This is a genomic window from Corallococcus sp. AS-1-6 (assembly GCF_020037015.1).
Taxonomy (GTDB): domain Bacteria; phylum Myxococcota; class Myxococcia; order Myxococcales; family Myxococcaceae; genus Corallococcus.
In genome coordinates, this window is record NZ_JAIQDE010000013.1 from 142,247 (window position 1) to 157,664 (window position 15,418).

Here is a 15,418-nt window from a genome sequence, read left to right on the forward strand (position 1 = left end):
AGGAGATCTTTATTTACTGATCTCGCGCAACTCGCGGGGAGGGGTCTGGATAATCGGGGCAGGAATCACAGCCGCCACCGAGGAATCCCCGAATGAGCCTCTCCGCGACCACGTCCCAGCGCACGAACTCCGTCTTCTCGAATCGTTCCCAGGCGCTGTCGACGAGCGCGGTTCGCACCAGCGCGAACCCCAACGCCATCCTGTCCCAGTACCAGCCCACGGGCGCCTCCGCGCGCACGGCGCGGCAGGACGGGCTGCAGCCGGGGGTGGCCGCGTCCACGAAGATGGCGCAGACGGACCTGGCTCGCCTGCAGCAGTACAAGGGCAACATCGAGGCGGCGGCGGCGAAGCACGGCCTGCCCCCCGCGCTGCTGGCCGCCATCGCCAGCCGTGAGTCGCGCGCGGGCGCGGCGTTGGACCGGACGGGCCACGGCGACGGCGGCAACGGCTTTGGCGTGATGCAGGTGGATCACCGCTACCACACGACCCGGGGTGGCCCCACCAGCGCGGAGCACATCGACCAGGCGGCGGGCATCCTCAAGGGCTACGTCAACGACATGAAGAAGGCGCACCCGGACTGGTCCGAGGCGCAGCAGCTTCGTGGCGCGGTGGCCGCGTACAACTCCGGCCCGGGCAACGTCCGCACCATCCAGAACATGGACGTGGGCACCACGGGCAATGACTACTCCAACGACGTGTGGGCGCGCGCGCAGGCGCTGGCGCCGCACTTCGGCGGTGCCGCGACGCCCGGCACCACCACCACGAACACCCCCACGCGCCCGTCGCAGACCGCCGACACCTTCGAGCCCGCGAGCACCCCGCAGCGGCCGGGGACGAGGCAGTGGACCCCCGCGCCCTCGATGGACCAGGTGAAGGTGCGTGGCAACAACCTGCGAGAGGGTATGCAGGGCCCGGCCGTGAAGCAGCTCCAGGAGATGCTGGGCATCCCGGCGGACGGCAAGTTCGGCCCCGTGACGAAGAAGGCCGTGGAGGACTTCCAGCGGGCGAACGGCGTGCGCGCGGGCAACAACGCGGGCCAGGTCGGCCCCGACACGCTCAAGGCGCTGCAGGGCAACCGCCCCGGCACCACGAACAACACCCAGGGCACGAACAACACCCAGGGGACGAACAACACCCAGGGCACGAACAACAACGGCGCGGTGCTGGGCAACGGCGTCCGCATCGACACCAACAACGCCACGCTGAAGAAGCTGGCCACGTCGCGCCTGAACAACGGCCAGACGGGCTACTGCGTGCGCACCACGCTGGACAACATGACCCGGCTGGGCATCCCGAACACGCCGGCGGCGACGGGCAACGACCCGAACAACCCCCGCGGCGGCATGGCGCAGATGCTGCGCAACGGCTGGGAGTCCATCCCGTTCCCGGGCGCGCAGCAGAAGGCCATCAAGAGCCCGTACGGCAACGCCACCGCGAACGTCGTGACCGCGGACCAGTACCGCAAGCTCGTCGCGGACGGGAAGGTGCCGGACGGCGCCATCATCTTCCAGACGCGCCACGGCTGGGACTACAGCGGCGGCTCCAAGGGCAACGACATGGGCATCGTGCGCAACGGCGGCAAGACGACCCACAACTACCAGGACATGAACTCCATCATCTATTCGGACTGCAAGGAGGTCGTCATCCTGGTCCCGAAGGGCGCCATCCAGCGCGACTGATGCGGTCCTGATGGGACGGGGAGGGGGCCGGGCTTCAGGCCCCTTCCTTCGTCAGCAGCTCCGCGCCCAGCTTCTTCGCGGCGTCCAGGAGCTCGTCCCCCAGCTTCGTGCCGCGCACGGCGCGCGACAGTGACAGCGCGCCGTACATGAGCGCGATGGCGGCCATCGCCTTCTCCCGGCGCCGCGCTCCGGGCGGCAGCAGCTCCGCGTACGAGCGGACGAACTCCTGGAGCTCCGCCTCCAGCGCGCCCCGGTAGGGCTCCCCCGCGCGCGACACCTCCGCGGTGATGCTGGGCAGCGGGCAGGTGGGGGTGACGGCGTCGCGGTGCTTGCGCGACAGGTAGCGCTCCAGCACCTTCAGCGCGGGCGCGTCCGGCGCGTCCTCCTTCGCCTTGCGCAGGAGCGCGTTCCACACCGTGCGGGCGGTGCCCCGGAGGGTCTCCGTGAACAGGTGCTCCTTCGAGTCGAAGTGACCGTAGAAGCCGCCCACGGTGAGCCCGGCCCCCTTCATCACGTCCATGATGGAGCTGGCCTGGATGCCCCGCTCCAGGAGCAGCGTGGCGGCGGACGCGAGGATGGCGTCATGCGACTTCTGCTTCTGCTCCGTCTTCTGGGTCATGATGGATGACGGCAGTAATCTTGCCGTCATCCTCCGTCAAGGCGGCGCCCGCTCGCGCGCCTGCTACTTCTTCTTGCGCGAGCCGTCCTCGTGGAAGGCCTCGTCCTCCACGAGCCCGCCGTCCGGGTTCCAGCGCTTGCGCGCGGTGACGCGGCCGCCCGTCCACTGCGAGTCCTCGATGAGGGTGCCGTTCTCCGCCCACACCTGGCGCCGGCCCTCCGCCTTGCCCTTCACGTAGTGCTCGCGGCGCTCCGTGCCGCCGTCCGGGAGGAAGGTCTCCGACACGCCGTCGGGGTCGAAGCCGTTGTGGAAGTCGCCCTTGATGAGGTTCCGCCGCTCGCGCAGCGAGCCGTCGTCCTCGAAGAAGGACTCCACCGCGCGGTCTCCGCTCACGACGAGCTCATGCTTGCGCTCGCCGTTCTGGAAGTAGTCCACGCGCTTCACCTGCTGGCGGTTCTTCCAGGTGACGACCTCCTTCTTGCCGCCGTCCTTGAAGAACTCCGTCTCGTCGCCCTCGCGCTCGCCCTGGACCCAGGTGGTGGAGTGGAGCGCCTTCCCGTCGGCGTACCGCGTGCTCACGCCGTCGAGCACGCCCGCGGCGTACGCGTTGGTCGCGGTGCGCTGCCCGTCCTTGTCGAAGAGCTCCGTCACCCCTTCGCGCCGCCCGTTCTTCAGCGGGATGACGGCGCGCTTCTGCCCGTTGGGGTGGAAGAACACGAGCGGGGAGGGCCCCTTCCAGACGCAGTCCTTCAGGCCCGCCTCCCAGGAGGACTGGAGGCCACAGCCCGCCTTGGTGAGCCGCCCGGTCTCTTCGTAGTCCTCGAAGGTGCTCTTCGCGTCCTCCGGCTGCCGGTCCACGCGCCGGGACACCTTGCCGTTGGGGTGGTAGCGCAGCGACTCGCCCTGCTCGTGGTCGTCCACGTAGTGGGAGGTCTCCACCAGCCGGCCGTCCTCGTAGCGCTTGAAGCCGCCGTGGCGCTTGTCGGCCTTGTACTCCTGCTCCACGGCGCGCCCGTCGGACCAGCGGCGCACCTCCCAGCCGTCCTTCTTGCCGTTCTTGAACGAGACGGTGTGCGTCTCCTTCTTCGTGTCCTCGTCCACGCACCGCACGGTGCCGGTGAGGTTCGCGGTGGAGTGGCCGTTGTCCAGGTTGATGGGCTTGCCCTGGAACGAGCAGCGCTCGATGGCCCACGCGGGCGCGGAGAAGAGGGGCACGGACAGCAGGACAAGACGCATCACGGACGGCGCGCGCATGGGTGGCTCACGAGAAGGAGGCTGGGTGCACCGTAGCCGCGAGCCCCCGGGTCCTGGAACGGCTTCCGGGCCCACACCCGCCATGGACATGGCGAGGGGGCCCGGAGGGAAGACCGCGAAGGGGGGGGCTTCTTCAGCGCGAGGCGACGGGCTGCGTCTCCGGCTTCGGCTCCAGGGTGGCCCTGGCGGCGTCGATGGCGGCCTGGATGTCCAGCTTGCCGCCGGTGATGACCTTGCCCTTGAGGTCCGGGTCCTGCTCCACCGTCTTGAGGATGAGGTCGCGCACCTGCACGGCCGTCAGGTCCGGGTTCTCCGCGAACATGCGCGCGGCGGTGGCGGCCACGGTGGGGGTGGCCATGGAGGTGCCGCTCATCTCCTCCCAGTCGTTGCCGGGCACGGTGCTGAGCACGTCCTCGCCCACCGCGGCCAGGTCCACCACCTTGTCGCCGTGCGACGAGAAGCGGGCCAGCTTGTCGTTGTTGCGGTCCATGGACGCCACGGTGAGGACGTTGGGCAGGTCCACGTTGGCGGGCATGTCCGGCACGTTGTTCATGTTGCTGCCGTTGCCGTTGGCCGTGGCCGCGAGCAGCAGGATGTCCGCGTCCGCCAGCTTCTGGATGGCGGCCTCCCAGCGCTTCTGGGACGCGGCGTCGCGGTAGGAGTCACCGAAGCTCGCGTTGGCGGCGCGGATGTTCACGCCGTGCTCGGTCTTCATCTTCACCAGGTAGTCCACCGAGCGCTCGAAGTTGGTGAGCAGGTCCGCGCCGTCGTACAGGCCGCCCACGCTCAGAATCTTCGCCTTGCCCGCGGCGATGCCGGTGTTGCCCTCGCCGTTGTCCTCGGCGGCGATGATGCCCGCCACGTGCGTGCCGTGGTCCGTGCCGTCGCCCTTGAACGGGTCGCCCTTGCCGGTGCCCACGTTGAAGCCGTGGATGTCATCCGCGATGCCGTTGCCGTCGTTGTCGATGCCGTCCCCCGCCACTTCACCGGGGTTCGTCCACATCGCGTCGTCCAGGTCCGTGTGCTTGTAGTCCACGCCACCGTCGATGACCGCGATGACCGGCTCGCCCGTGAGCTTCGGCCTGGGCTGGGACGGGTCCACCGCCTTCGTGTCGGCGACCTTGTTCGCGCCCGGCTTCACCGCGACGTTGGCGCCGCCAAAGGCGAAGGCCGACGCCGGAACGCTGGCGCCCGGAGGCGTGGGGCGGCCCGTCGGGCGGTCCACGAAGTTGGAGGGGCGCGCACCCTGGGAGTCGAAGCCGTCATGCACCGTCAGCGGCTTCGCCTTGGGCGCCTGGGCGCGCGAGGTGGCCGCGTTGGCGGTCGGGGCGATGGAGGCGGGCGACTTGCGGTTGATTTCCATGGGGTTCCTCCGGGGGGGATGAGGAGCGGCCTACTGACTCCTACATTGTCGCATCGCGGCGATTCAAGTTTCGTCCGCAATGGTTTTTCAGGAGGACCCCGGGTGCACCGGACGCACGGCCTGCGTGCGCCCGGTGCGGGTGGGGCGGTGCTACCAGACCTTCACGCGCTGCTCGGGGGCCAGGTAGAGGCCCTGGCCGGGCTTCACGTCGAACGCCGGGTACCACGCGTCCAGGTTGCGCACGGTGGCCGCGCGGAACATGCCGGGCGAGTGGCCGTCCGTCACGAGCAGCCGGCGCAGCAGCGGCTCGCGGAACTTGTTGCGCCACACCTGCGCGAAGCCCATGAAGAAGCGCTGCTCGCCCGTGAAGCCGTCCAGCGTGGGCGCGGGCTTGCCCTCCAGGGACATCACGTAGGCGTCATGCGCGATGGAGACGCCGGCCACGTCGGCGATGTTCTCGCCCAGCGTCAGCTCGCCGTTCACGTTCATGTCCGGCAGGGGCTTGTACGCGTTGTACTGCGCGGCCAGCGCCTTGCCCGCGGCCTTGAACTGCTCCAGGTCCTTGGGCGTCCACCAGTTGTCCAGCTTGCCCTTCGCGTCGAACTGCGCGCCCACGTCGTCGAAGCTGTGGACGATTTCGTGCCCGATGACGGAGCCGATGCCGCCGTAGTTCACGGCGGGGTCCGCGTTCGGGTCGAAGAACGGGGGCTGGAGGATGGCGGCCGGGAAGATGATGGAGTTCTGCTGCGGCGAGTTGAGCGCGTTGACCTCCTGGGGCGTCATGAACCACTCCATGCGGTTCACGGGCTTGCCCAGCTTGGCCAGGTTGCGCTGGTGCTCGAAGCGCTCCGCGCGCTCCGCGTTGCCGAAGGCGTCTCCCTTGATGATTTCCAGGCCGGAGTAGTCGCGCCAGGTGTCCGGGTGGCCAATGCCCACCTGCACCGTGCCCAGCTTCTCCTTGGCGCGGGCCTTGGTCTCCGGCGACATCCACGCGAGCGCGTCGATGTGGCGGCCCAGCGCGGCCAGGATGTTGCGCACCATCTGGTCCGCCTCGGCCTTGGCGGCCGGCGGGAAGTGCTTCTCCACGTAGCGCTTGCCCACCGCTTCGCCCATGGCGGAGTTGGTGAAGTTCACGCCGCGCTTCCAGCGGTCGCTCAACTGCTGCGCGCCGGAGAGCGTCTTCCCGCTGAAGTCGAAGCCCGCGTCCACGAAGGCCTTCGACAGGTAGGGGGTGCCCTCCATGATGGCGTGGAAGGCCAGGTAGTCCTTCCACGTCTGGAGCGGCTCGCTGCCCACCAGCTTCGCGATGCCGGTGATGGCGGACGGCTGCCAGACGATGAAGTCCTTCTGGGACCCGAGGCCGGCGCTCGCGAAGTACGCGGCCCAGTCCATGCCGGGCGCCTTCTTCGCGAAGTCCGTCTGCTTCCAGGGGTTGTTCACCTTCTCCACGTCCTGCGTGTCCTGCGCGGACCAGTGGGCCTGGGCGATCTTCATCTCCAGGCCGAAGATGGCGCGGGCCTTCGCGTCCGCGTCGGGGATGCCGGCGTTCTTCAACTGGGTGGCGATGTGCTGCTGGTACTTCTCACGCACCTCTTTGAAGCGCGGCGTGTCCTTCAGATAGAAGTCGCGGTCCGGCAGGCCCAGGCCGCCCTGGAGGATGTAGGCGGCGTAGCGGCTGGGGTCGTTCAGGTCCTCCGCCACCCACAGGCCCAGGAGGCGGCCCGTGGTGGCCTGACCGGTGTTGAGCGGATCCACGTCGCTGCGCAGCGTGGTGCCCAGCAGCGCGGCCAGGGACTTGCGGTTGGCGACCGCGGCGATGCGCTCCAGCTCCGGCTTGAGCGGCGTGGCGCCCCGGGCCTCGATGGCGGCCTCGTCCATGAAGCTGGCGTAGAAGTCACCCAGCTTGCGCTCCTCGCTGCCGGCGGGGGCGTCCGACTTCGCGGCGGCCTCCAGGATGTCGCGCGTCTGCTTCGTGGCGTCCTCGGCCAGGCGCGTGAACATGCCGAAGGAGGAGCGGTCCGGGGGAATCTCCGAGCTGTCCGCCCACTTGCCGTTGACGTAGCGGTAGAAGTCGTCGCCGGGGGCGACGGAGGTGTCCATGCCCGGCGTGTCGACGCCGAAGCTCCCGAAGTGCGGCTTGGGAGCGGCGGGGGCGGCGGGAGCCGGGGCCGGGGCCGGGGTGGCGGTGGCCTGGGCCGGCGGGGACTTCTCCGCGGGCGTGGTGGAGGCGCACGCGGTGATGAGCGCGGAGGCGCAGACGCCGAGCGTCATGCGCGCGGCGCCAAACGGCGGTCTGGAACGGAACGACATGGAGGCTCCTGGATGTGGCCCGTACGGGGTGGCGCACTCTGGCGCACGCGGGCGCGTCCCCAACAGCGCAAACGGCGGTTTCATCCCATGAAAACCGCGGACGCTTGCGCGGGCCCGGAGCTCAAGGGCGGGAGAAGCGGACAGCAGCGGCCAGACGATGCATGCGATGCTCCAGGGCCTGGCTCCGGTAGGGGTTCGAGCCATTCGAGGGGCGTATGACTCCCACCGCGTTTCGTCCTGCGTACACGGTCCAGACCGCGCACACCGTGCTCCGGTGCTGGTCGCCGGCTGACGCCGCGCTGGCGCTGCATGCCATCGAATCCAACCTCGAACACCTGCGTCCATGGATGGAGTGGGCCAAGCGCTATCCAATGAACGTCGCGCAGCAGGCCGGGCAGCTTCGCCGGATGCGCGGGCTGTTCGACCTGGGACAGGACTTCGCCTACGGCGTGTTCAGCCACGACGGCAGCGAAGTCCTCGGGGGAACGGGCCTGCATCCCCGGGTGGGCGAGGGCGCCCTGGAGATCGGCTACTGGATTTCAGCCCGCCACACGGGCCGGGGGCTGGCGACGGAGATCGCCGGGGCGCTCACCCGCGTCGCCTTCGAGGTCGAGGGCGTGCGCCGCGTGGAGATCCACTGCGACCCCCGCAACGTCCGCAGCGCGGCGGTCGCCCGGAGGCTGGGTTTCGTTCACGAAGGCACGTTGAGACAGCGGCTCGTCGCACCCGACGGTGCGCTGCGCGACACGATGATCTGGACCCTGCTCGCGGAGGAGTATCCGGCCAGCCCCGCCGCCGCGATTTCCGTCGAGGCCTTCGACGTGCTGGGACAGAGGCTGCTCCGAGATGACAAACCCGAGGTGTCTCGATGACGTTGAAATTGCCCGTGGTCCTGTTGTTCCTGCTGTTGCCGCTCACAGGCCTGGCGCTGCCGACCACCGGCTTCCGGTTCGTCGACATCCCCGGGAGCGACGGCACCATCCTCAAGGCCAACTACATCGCGCCCACGACGCCGGGGCCGCATCCGGCGGTGGTCTTCATCTCGAGCTGGGGCCTCAACGACCTGGAGTACCTGGCCCAGGCCAACGCGCTGGCGCAGAAGGGCTACGTGGCGCTGTCCTATACGCCGCGTGGCTTCTGGGCGTCCGGCGGTGGCATTGACACCGCCGGTCCGGCGGACATCGCGGACACGTCGCGCGTCATTGATTGGATGCTCGCCAACACGACCGCGAACCCCTCGCGCATCGGGCTCGCGGGGGTTTCGTATGGCGCGGGCATCTCGCTCATCGCCTCCGGCTTCGACTCGCGCGTGAAGGCGGTGGCGGCGCTCTCCGGCTGGTCGGACCTGGTGGCGTCGCTGTTCGGCGGAGAGACGCGGCGTCCGCAGGCGGTGGCGCTCCTGAACCTCGCGGCGACCCTGCTGGGCCGCCCCAGCCCGGAGCTGAGCACCACCATCGACGACTACTTCGCCAACCGGAACATCGAGTCCATCAAGGCCTGGGGCCGGGTGCGCTCGGCGGCGACGTACCTCCAGCGCATCAACGCCAACAAGCCCGCCATCCTGATGGCCAACGCGTACGGCGACAGCCTCTTCCCTCCCAACCAGCTCGTGTCGTTCTACGGCCAGCTCGCGGGCCCCAAGCGGCTGGAGTTCGCGCCGGGGGACCACGCCGTCGTGGAGGCCACGGGGCTGCTGGGCCTGCCCAACGGCGTCTGGACCAGCGTGACGCGCTGGATGGACCAGTACGTCGCGGGCGTGGACACGGGCATCTCCCGCGAGGCGCCCGTGGTGCTGCGCACCTACGACGGCGACACGGAGGGCTATGCATCGTGGGCCCAGGTGGCCACGGGCACGCAGCGCTACGGGCTGGGCGCCATCCGCCTCCTGGATGGCACCGGCACCCTGGGCGGCACGCCTTCGACGAGCGGCTCGCGCACCGTCTGGTCCGGCTTCGACACGAACGCGGACGCGGGCGTGGCGCTGCTGACCAACGGGCTCCAGGCGCTGACGGGCATTCCGCCCGTGGTCTGGCTGCCGGGCGTCAACCGCCTCAACGCGGGCGTCTGGACGTCGTCCACCACGCTGAGCGGCATCTCCATCCGGGGCTCGGCCACGCTGCGCCTGCGCGTCACGCCCTCCACCGCGTCGGGCACCGTGGTCGCGTACCTGTACGACCTGCTGGGCGACTACGGCGGGCTCATCACGCACGTGCCCCTCTCCTGGAAGAACGCGACGCCGGGCGTGCCGCTGGACCTGGACCTGGCGTTCCCCGCCACGGCGTATGACGTCCCCGTGCTGCACCGGCTGGCGCTCGTCGTGGACACGGAGGACCCGCTCTACCTGGACGCCAACACCACCGGCGCGACGCTGTCGCTCGGCGGGCCGTCCTGGTTGGACCTGCCGACGCGCTGAAGCGCCGCGTGACGGAGGGGCGCTCGCAAGGCGCCCTCCGTCGTTCCAGGGGGCGTGCCCGGTGTGTTAACGCTCCCGGCGTCCATGGGAACCGCCGTCTCGGAACGCACCCGCGCCGCCCTGCTCGTCCTCGCTGGCGGCGTGCTGGCCCTGCTGCTGTCGCACCACCCCGCCATCCTGTCCGGGCTGCGCCTGGTGCAGGGGGACGAGGGCGACGTGCGCTTCAACCACTACGTCCTGGAGCACGGCTGGCGCTTCGTCACGGGCGACCCGGCGCACGCGCGCTTCTGGGATCCGCCGATGTTCCACCCCGAGCCCAACGTCGCCGCGTACTCCGACGTGCTCCTGGGCGTGGCCCCGTTCTACTGGGTGTGGCGCGCGCTGGGCCTGGGCGCGGACCTGTCGTGGCAGGCGTGGTCGCTCACCATGGCGGCGCTCAACTACGCCGCCGCGGTGTGGCTGCTGCGGCGCGGGTTCGGCCTGCGCGTCCTCCCCGCGGTGGTGGGCGCGGTGCTCTTCACGGCCGGCGCGCCGCGCATCAACCAGCTCAACCACCCGCAGTTGGAGGGGCAGTTCTTCGCGCTCCTCGCCGTGGGCGCGGTCATCGCGCTGACGCGGCCGGAGACGGACCGGCGGCGCGGCGTGTCCTGGGCCGCGCTGCTGGTGGGCGCGTTCGTGGCGCAGCTCTACGCGGGCTTCTACTGGGGCTGGTTCCTCTTCTTCTTCCTGCTCCTGGCGTTCATCGCCGGGCTCGCCTTCCGGGACACGCGCGGTCCGCTGCTGACGGCGCTCGGCCGCCACCTGCCGGCGCTCGCGGGCTTCGGCGTCGTGGGGCTGGCGCTGCTCGCGCCGCTCGTCCTGCACTCGCGCCAGGCCATTGGCACGGTGGGGCTGCGCACCTTCGCGGAGGTGTCCCCCATGGTGCCGCGCTTCTGGAGCTGGTTCTTCGTGGGCCAGGACAGTTGGCTGTACGGGTGGACCCACGGCTTCTCCAAGTTCCAGCGCATGCCCGTGGCGTGGGAGCACCGCCTGGGCTTCGGCTTCGTCACCCCGGTGCTCGCGGGCATCGGACTGTGGCAGGCGCGCTCACGGCCCGCGGTGCGGCTGCTGCTCGTGGTGGCGGTGGCCACGGTGCTGCTCGCGTCGCGCTACACCGGCGGCTTCACGCCCTGGTGGCTCGTCTTCCACGGCGTGCCCGGCGCGGCGGCCATCCGGGCCCTGGCCCGCATCGGCATGTGGCTGCTGGTGCCCGCGGCCGTGGGGCTGGCCCTGTACCTCCAGCGGCAGTGGGAGTCCGGGCGCGCGGCGCTGGCGGTGGGCCTGGGCGCGCTGTGCCTCCTGGAGCAGGGGCTCGCCAGCCCCGCGTATGACCGGCACGAAGCCCGCGCGGACGTGGAGGCGGTGGCCGCGCGCATCGCCCCCGGCTGCGAGTCCTTCTTCTACGCGCCCACGTCCGGCGAGGCCCAGGAGTGGAAGTACCAGTTGGATGCCGTGTGGGCGTCCGGCGAGCACGGCGTGCCCACGGTGAACGGCTACTCGGGCAACTACCCGCAGGGCTGGAAGCTCCAGGACAACCGCCGCTTCAACGCGGAGGCCGCGGCGCGCATCGACCGGGACCTGGAGGCCTGGATGCGCTCGCGGAGCCTTGCGCCCGGGAGCGTCTGCCGCATCGAGGTGCCCGCGCGGCGGTAGGGCCCGCCGCGCGGAAAGTGCCTCCAGGGCTACTTGGCGATGGTGGCGTAGTCGCCCTTGAGCGCGACGCCGGTGACGAAGCTGCCGGCGTGGCACTCGATCTCGGTGGCGCTCTTGAACTCCACCTTCTTGTAATAGCTGACGATGTTGACCACCGCGTTGGCGCCGTTCTTCTTCGCGCCATCCTGCAGGGCGATGAGGGCGGAGAGTGCGGCCCACTTGCAGGCGTAGTCGTCCGACTTGCCCACGCCGTTGGTCTTCTTGTTCGTGGTGTCGGTGCCCAGCGTCTTGAGCACCTTGGGCGTCTTCGCGCCGTCCATGAAGAACTTCACCGAGCCGTCCAGCTTGTCCTTGGCCTCGGGCAGGGCCATCACGTCCGCCAGCTTCACCTTCGTCACGGTGTCGCGCGCCAGGGCGGGGCTCGCGGCGGTCAGGGCCAGCAACAGGAGGGCTTTCTTCATGGCGGGGTCTCCAAACATCAAGGCCAGCGGCGGAAGATCAACGACGTGTTGATGCCGCCGAAGGCGAAGTTGTTGCTCATCACCAGGTCCGTCTGCAAAGCACGTCCCTCGCCCATGACATAGTCCAGGGGCGCGCACTTCGGATCCACGGAGTCCGCCGTCAGGTGCAGCGTGGGCGCGAACCAGCCCGAGCGCATCATCTGGACGGTCATCCACGCCTCCAGCGCGCCGCAGGCCCCCAGCGTGTGGCCCATGTAGCTCTTGAGGCTGGAGATGGCGACCTTCTCCCCGAAGACGGACCGCGTCGCCGCGCTCTCCGCCACGTCGCCCGTGTCCGTCGCCGTGCCGTGCGCGTTGACATAGGGGATGGCGGACGCCGGCACGCCCGCGTCCTCCAGCGCCAGCCGCATGGCCTCCGCCATGGTGTCCGCGTTGGGCTGCGTCACGTGGCGGCCGTCGCTGTTGGTGCCGTACCCCACCAGCTCCGCGTGGATGGTGGCGCCGCGCGCCTTCGCGTGCTCCAGCTCCTCCAGCACCAGCGTGCACGCGCCCTCGCCCAGCACCAGCCCGTCGCGCTGGGCGTGGAAGGGGCGGGGGGACTGGTGCGGCGCTTCGTTGTGCTTCGTGCTGGTGGCGAAGAGGGTGTCGAACACCGCCGCGCCCGTGGCGTCCAGCTCCTCCGCGCCGCCCGCGAGCATCGCCACCTGGCGGCCCAGCTTGATGGCCTCGTACGCGTAGCCGATGCCCTGGCTGCCGGAGGTGCACGCGCTGGACGTGGTGATGATGCGCCCGGTGACGCCGAAGAAGACGCCGATGTTCACCGCCGCCGTATGGGACATCATCCGCAGGTACGTCGTCGCGGTGATGCCCTCCGTCGTCTTGTGGGTGATCATCTTCCCGAAGTCGCCCATGTTCTCCGGCGTGCCCGCGGAGGAGCCATAGGCGATGCCCATCTTCCCGCTCTTCACCAGCGGGCTGCCCAGCAGGCCCGCGTCCAGGAGCGCCAGCTCGCTGGCCCGCGTGGCCATCAGCGCCACGCGGCCCATGGTGCGCGTCGTCTTGCGCGAGTACGTGGATGGGGGCAATTCGAAGGGCAGGGCGGGCGCGCCCAGCCGCGTGTTCAGGCCTTCGTACTGCTTCCAGGGCTCCATCACCTGGACGGCGTTCTGGCGCGCGCGCAGCGCCGCCTCGACCGTCTTCCAGTCATGGCCCAGGGGGCTCAGCGCACCGACTCCGGTGACGACTACGCGCTTCATCCGATCATCCCCCCGTTCACCGAAATCACCTGCCGCGTGATGTAGCCCGCTTCTTCCGACATGAGGAAGGCCACCGCGGCGGCGACCTCCTCGGGTCTGCCCATCCGGCGGGCGGGAATGAGCTTCAGCGCCTCCTCCAGCACCTCCGGAGGCACCATCTCCGTGTCGATGAGGCCCGGCGCCACGCAGTTGACGGTGATGTCGCGCTTGGCCAGCTCCACCGCCAGCGCCTTCGTCGCGCCGATGATGCCCGCCTTGGCGGCGCTGTAGTTCACCTGGCCCCGGTTGCCCATGAGGCCGGACACGGAGGACAGCGTGACGATGCGGCCCGGCTTCCTGCGGCGCACCAGGGGCATCGTGAGCGGGTTGAGCACGTTGTAGAAGGCGTCCAGGTTGGTGTGGATGACGCCGTCCCACTCCTCCGCCGTCATCGCGGGGAAGGCGTTGTCGCGGGCGATGCCCGCGTTGCACACTACGCCGTAGTAGCAGCCGTGGGCCTCCACGTCCGCGAGCAGCGCGGCCTGCGTGCCCGCGCGGTCCGCCACGTCGAACTGGAGCACGCGCGACTCGCGGCCGGCTTCGCGGACCTGGGCGGCCACCGCGTCCGCCTCCTCGCGCTTGTTGCGGCAGTGCACCACGACGTCGTAGCCGTCGCGGGCCAGGCGCAGCGCGATGGCGCGGCCGATGCCCCGGCTGGAGCCCGTCACCAGCACCGTCTTGTCACCCATCTGTGTTGCCCCTTCCCAGGTCCTGCCCCGGTTGCGGCTCGTAGACCGTCAGCGCCGCCGTGGCCACCTGCTCCGTCCCGATGCGCAAGGTGCAGTCGAACTGGCCCAGCCCGTTGTCCGCGGAGAACTGGCGGTGGACCTCGACGCGCAGGGTCTCGCCAAGCTTGAAGACGGGGCGGCTGCACTCGTAGCGGCGCGTGCCCAGCAGGAAGCCCACCCGGGGCGTGCCGCCGCGCTTGCGCGCATGCCACCCGGCCCACGCGGCCACGGCCTGCGCCATGTACTCGATGCCCACCCAGCCGCCCACGGCGCCGTCCGCGCAGAAGAGGCTGTCCTCGCGCACGGTGACCTCCGCGAGCAGCGAGTCCGCGTCGCCCTCCAGGACGCGGTCGAGCAGCCGCATGCGCCCCTGATGGGGCACCAGCTCCTCGACGGGTTGATCAATCACGATGCGCATCATGCGCGCTCCAGCACGAGGGCGGTGTTGCTGCCCCCGAAGGCGAACGAGTTGCTCAGCACGCTCTTCACCGGGCGCCCCAGCGCCTCGCCCGGCTTCACCAGCGACAGCGCCGGCAGTGCCGCGTCCACGGCCCCGTCCCAGAAGTGCCCGGGCAGGTGGCCCTCCGGGTTGTCCACCAGCGTGAGGTACGCGAAGGCCGCCTCCAGCGCGCCCGCGGCCCCCAGCGTGTGGCCGGTGAGCGGCTTGGTGGAGCTGGCCTTCACGCCGGGCCCCAGCAGCGCGTGCACGGCGCGGGACTCCATGGCGTCGTTCTGCGGCGTGGCGGTGCCGTGCAGGTTCACGTAGTCCACCTGCTCCGGCGACAGGCCCGCGCGCTCCAGGGCCTCCTGGATGGCGGCCATGGCGCCCTTGCCGCCGGGCTCCGGCGCGGAGATGTGGTGCGCGTCGGAGGACTCGCCCCAGCCGGACAGGCGCACCGGCCCCGGCTCGCGCGTCATCAGGAACAGCGCCGCCGCCTCGCCGATGTTGATGCCGTGGCGGTGGGCGCTCATCGGGTTGCAGCGCTCCTCGCTCACGGAGTCCAGCGCGCGGAAGCCCGCCACGGTGAAGCGGCACAGCGAATCCACGCCGCCCGTCAGCACCGCGTCCACGCTGCCCGCGCGCAGCATCCGCGCCGCGCTGGCCAGGGCCTTGGCGCTGGAGGAGCACGCGGTGGAGATGACGTAGGCGGGGCCCCGGGTGCCCAGCACATGCGCGAGCGCCAGCGCCGGGGAGCCCAGCTCCTGCTGGTGCAGATGGAAGCGCGAGGGCAGCGCCCCCGTGGCCAGGAGGCCCGCCATGGCCGCCTCCCCCTCACCGATGCCGGACGTGCTGGTGCCCAGCACCACCGCCACGCGCGAGGCGCCGAAGCGGGCGATGGCGGCGTCCACCTGGGGGCGCACCTGCGCGAGCGCGGTGAGCAGGAGCGCGTTGTTGCGGCTGTGCTGCGAAGGGGGCAGGGCGTCCTGCCCCGCGAGCTCCGAGGTGACGACGCCCAGGTGCAGCGGCCGGTCCGCGTAGCCCTCGTGCGAGGCGACGCCGGACACCGTGTCCGCGAACAGCGCCCGGGCCACCTCCTGCTTCCCGGAGCCCAACGCGCAGACGACACCCAGGTGGTTGAGGAAGACAGGAGGAGGCATCGGGT

The 15,418-nt window shown here is 70.5% G+C and carries 13 protein-coding genes; 4 read left to right on the plus strand and 9 right to left on the minus strand.

Annotation, left to right across the window (positions count from 1 at the left end; genetic code table 11):
- Nucleotides 1-92: 92 nt before the first annotated feature.
- Nucleotides 93-1,679: a peptidoglycan-binding protein gene (locus tag K8612_RS19795; protein ID WP_223763424.1), complete on the plus strand. Its 1,587-nt coding sequence runs from the start codon at nt 93-95 to the stop codon at nt 1,677-1,679.
- Nucleotides 1,680-1,713: 34 nt separating this feature from the next.
- Here K8612_RS19795 and K8612_RS19800 read toward each other — a convergent pair whose 3' ends face one another.
- From K8612_RS19800 to K8612_RS19815, 4 genes are all read right to left on the minus strand, one after another.
- Entirely contained in the window at nt 1,714-2,298 is a 585-nt protein-coding gene (locus tag K8612_RS19800) for a TetR/AcrR family transcriptional regulator (RefSeq protein ID WP_223741636.1), read from the minus strand.
- Nucleotides 2,299-2,361: 63 nt separating this feature from the next.
- On the minus strand, nt 2,362-3,537 hold the full coding sequence (locus K8612_RS19805; RefSeq protein ID WP_223763425.1) for a toxin-antitoxin system YwqK family antitoxin: 1,176 nt from the start codon (nt 3,535-3,537) through the stop codon (nt 2,362-2,364).
- 148 nt (nt 3,538-3,685) lie between these two features.
- The gene (locus K8612_RS19810) at nt 3,686-4,915 is read right to left on the minus strand and encodes a S8 family serine peptidase (RefSeq protein ID WP_223763426.1); all 1,230 of its coding nucleotides are present in this window, start codon (nt 4,913-4,915) and stop codon (nt 3,686-3,688) included.
- A gap of 150 nt (nt 4,916-5,065) precedes the next feature.
- Nucleotides 5,066-7,225 (minus strand): M13 family metallopeptidase, encoded by a 2,160-nt coding sequence (locus K8612_RS19815; protein ID WP_223763427.1) that lies wholly within the window; start codon nt 7,223-7,225, stop codon nt 5,066-5,068.
- A gap of 215 nt (nt 7,226-7,440) precedes the next feature.
- Between K8612_RS19815 and K8612_RS19820 the strand changes: the two genes are divergently transcribed.
- From K8612_RS19820 to K8612_RS19830, 3 genes are all read left to right on the plus strand, one after another.
- Nucleotides 7,441-8,097: a GNAT family N-acetyltransferase gene (locus K8612_RS19820; protein WP_223763428.1), complete on the plus strand. Its 657-nt coding sequence runs from the start codon at nt 7,441-7,443 to the stop codon at nt 8,095-8,097.
- Entirely contained in the window at nt 8,094-9,638 is a 1,545-nt protein-coding gene (locus K8612_RS19825) for a CocE/NonD family hydrolase (protein ID WP_223763429.1), read from the plus strand. The genes K8612_RS19820 and K8612_RS19825 overlap by 4 nt, the downstream gene beginning before the upstream one ends.
- A gap of 84 nt (nt 9,639-9,722) precedes the next feature.
- Nucleotides 9,723-11,330 (plus strand): hypothetical protein, encoded by a 1,608-nt coding sequence (locus tag K8612_RS19830; RefSeq protein WP_223763430.1) that lies wholly within the window; start codon nt 9,723-9,725, stop codon nt 11,328-11,330.
- Nucleotides 11,331-11,359: 29 nt separating this feature from the next.
- Here the strand turns inward: K8612_RS19830 and K8612_RS19835 are convergent, their stop codons facing one another.
- From K8612_RS19835 to K8612_RS19855, 5 genes are read right to left on the minus strand one after another with little or no spacing between them, the layout of a single operon-like run.
- A complete protein-coding gene (locus K8612_RS19835) occupies nt 11,360-11,791 on the minus strand; it encodes an excinuclease ATPase subunit (protein ID WP_223741643.1) in 432 nt (143 codons plus the stop codon).
- A 17-nt stretch (nt 11,792-11,808) separates the two neighbouring features.
- Nucleotides 11,809-13,047: a beta-ketoacyl-ACP synthase gene (locus K8612_RS19840; RefSeq protein ID WP_223763431.1), complete on the minus strand. Its 1,239-nt coding sequence runs from the start codon at nt 13,045-13,047 to the stop codon at nt 11,809-11,811.
- Nucleotides 13,044-13,775, minus strand: a complete 732-nt coding sequence (fabG, locus tag K8612_RS19845) for a 3-oxoacyl-ACP reductase FabG (protein WP_223763432.1) — start codon at nt 13,773-13,775, stop codon at nt 13,044-13,046. The genes K8612_RS19840 and fabG overlap by 4 nt, the downstream gene beginning before the upstream one ends.
- Nucleotides 13,768-14,235, minus strand: coding sequence for a hotdog family protein (locus K8612_RS19850; protein ID WP_223741646.1), 468 nt, complete (start codon nt 14,233-14,235; stop codon nt 13,768-13,770). The genes fabG and K8612_RS19850 overlap by 8 nt, the downstream gene beginning before the upstream one ends.
- Complete coding sequence (locus tag K8612_RS19855; protein WP_223763433.1) at nt 14,232-15,413, minus strand: beta-ketoacyl-ACP synthase; 1,182 nt, start codon at nt 15,411-15,413, stop codon at nt 14,232-14,234. The genes K8612_RS19850 and K8612_RS19855 overlap by 4 nt, the downstream gene beginning before the upstream one ends.
- Nucleotides 15,414-15,418 lie beyond the last annotated feature (5 nt).

What these genes read in the sequence shown, in the direction of transcription:
- K8612_RS19795 (WP_223763424.1), top strand. Translation starts at nt 93, where the DNA reads ATGAGCCTCTCCGCGACCACGTCCCAGCGCACGAACTCCGTCTTCTCG.
- K8612_RS19855 (WP_223763433.1), bottom strand. Translation starts at nt 15,413, where the DNA reads ATGCCTCCTCCTGTCTTCCTCAACCACCTGGGTGTCGTCTGCGCGTTG.
- K8612_RS19810 (WP_223763426.1), bottom strand. Translation starts at nt 4,915, where the DNA reads ATGGAAATCAACCGCAAGTCGCCCGCCTCCATCGCCCCGACCGCCAAC.
- K8612_RS19815 (WP_223763427.1), bottom strand. Translation starts at nt 7,225, where the DNA reads ATGTCGTTCCGTTCCAGACCGCCGTTTGGCGCCGCGCGCATGACGCTC.
- fabG (WP_223763432.1), bottom strand. Translation starts at nt 13,775, where the DNA reads ATGGGTGACAAGACGGTGCTGGTGACGGGCTCCAGCCGGGGCATCGGC.
- K8612_RS19840 (WP_223763431.1), bottom strand. Translation starts at nt 13,047, where the DNA reads ATGAAGCGCGTAGTCGTCACCGGAGTCGGTGCGCTGAGCCCCCTGGGC.
- K8612_RS19825 (WP_223763429.1), top strand. Translation starts at nt 8,094, where the DNA reads ATGACGTTGAAATTGCCCGTGGTCCTGTTGTTCCTGCTGTTGCCGCTC.
- K8612_RS19830 (WP_223763430.1), top strand. Translation starts at nt 9,723, where the DNA reads ATGGGAACCGCCGTCTCGGAACGCACCCGCGCCGCCCTGCTCGTCCTC.
- K8612_RS19850 (WP_223741646.1), bottom strand. Translation starts at nt 14,235, where the DNA reads ATGATGCGCATCGTGATTGATCAACCCGTCGAGGAGCTGGTGCCCCAT.
- K8612_RS19820 (WP_223763428.1), top strand. Translation starts at nt 7,441, where the DNA reads ATGACTCCCACCGCGTTTCGTCCTGCGTACACGGTCCAGACCGCGCAC.
- K8612_RS19835 (WP_223741643.1), bottom strand. Translation starts at nt 11,791, where the DNA reads ATGAAGAAAGCCCTCCTGTTGCTGGCCCTGACCGCCGCGAGCCCCGCC.
- K8612_RS19800 (WP_223741636.1), bottom strand. Translation starts at nt 2,298, where the DNA reads ATGACCCAGAAGACGGAGCAGAAGCAGAAGTCGCATGACGCCATCCTC.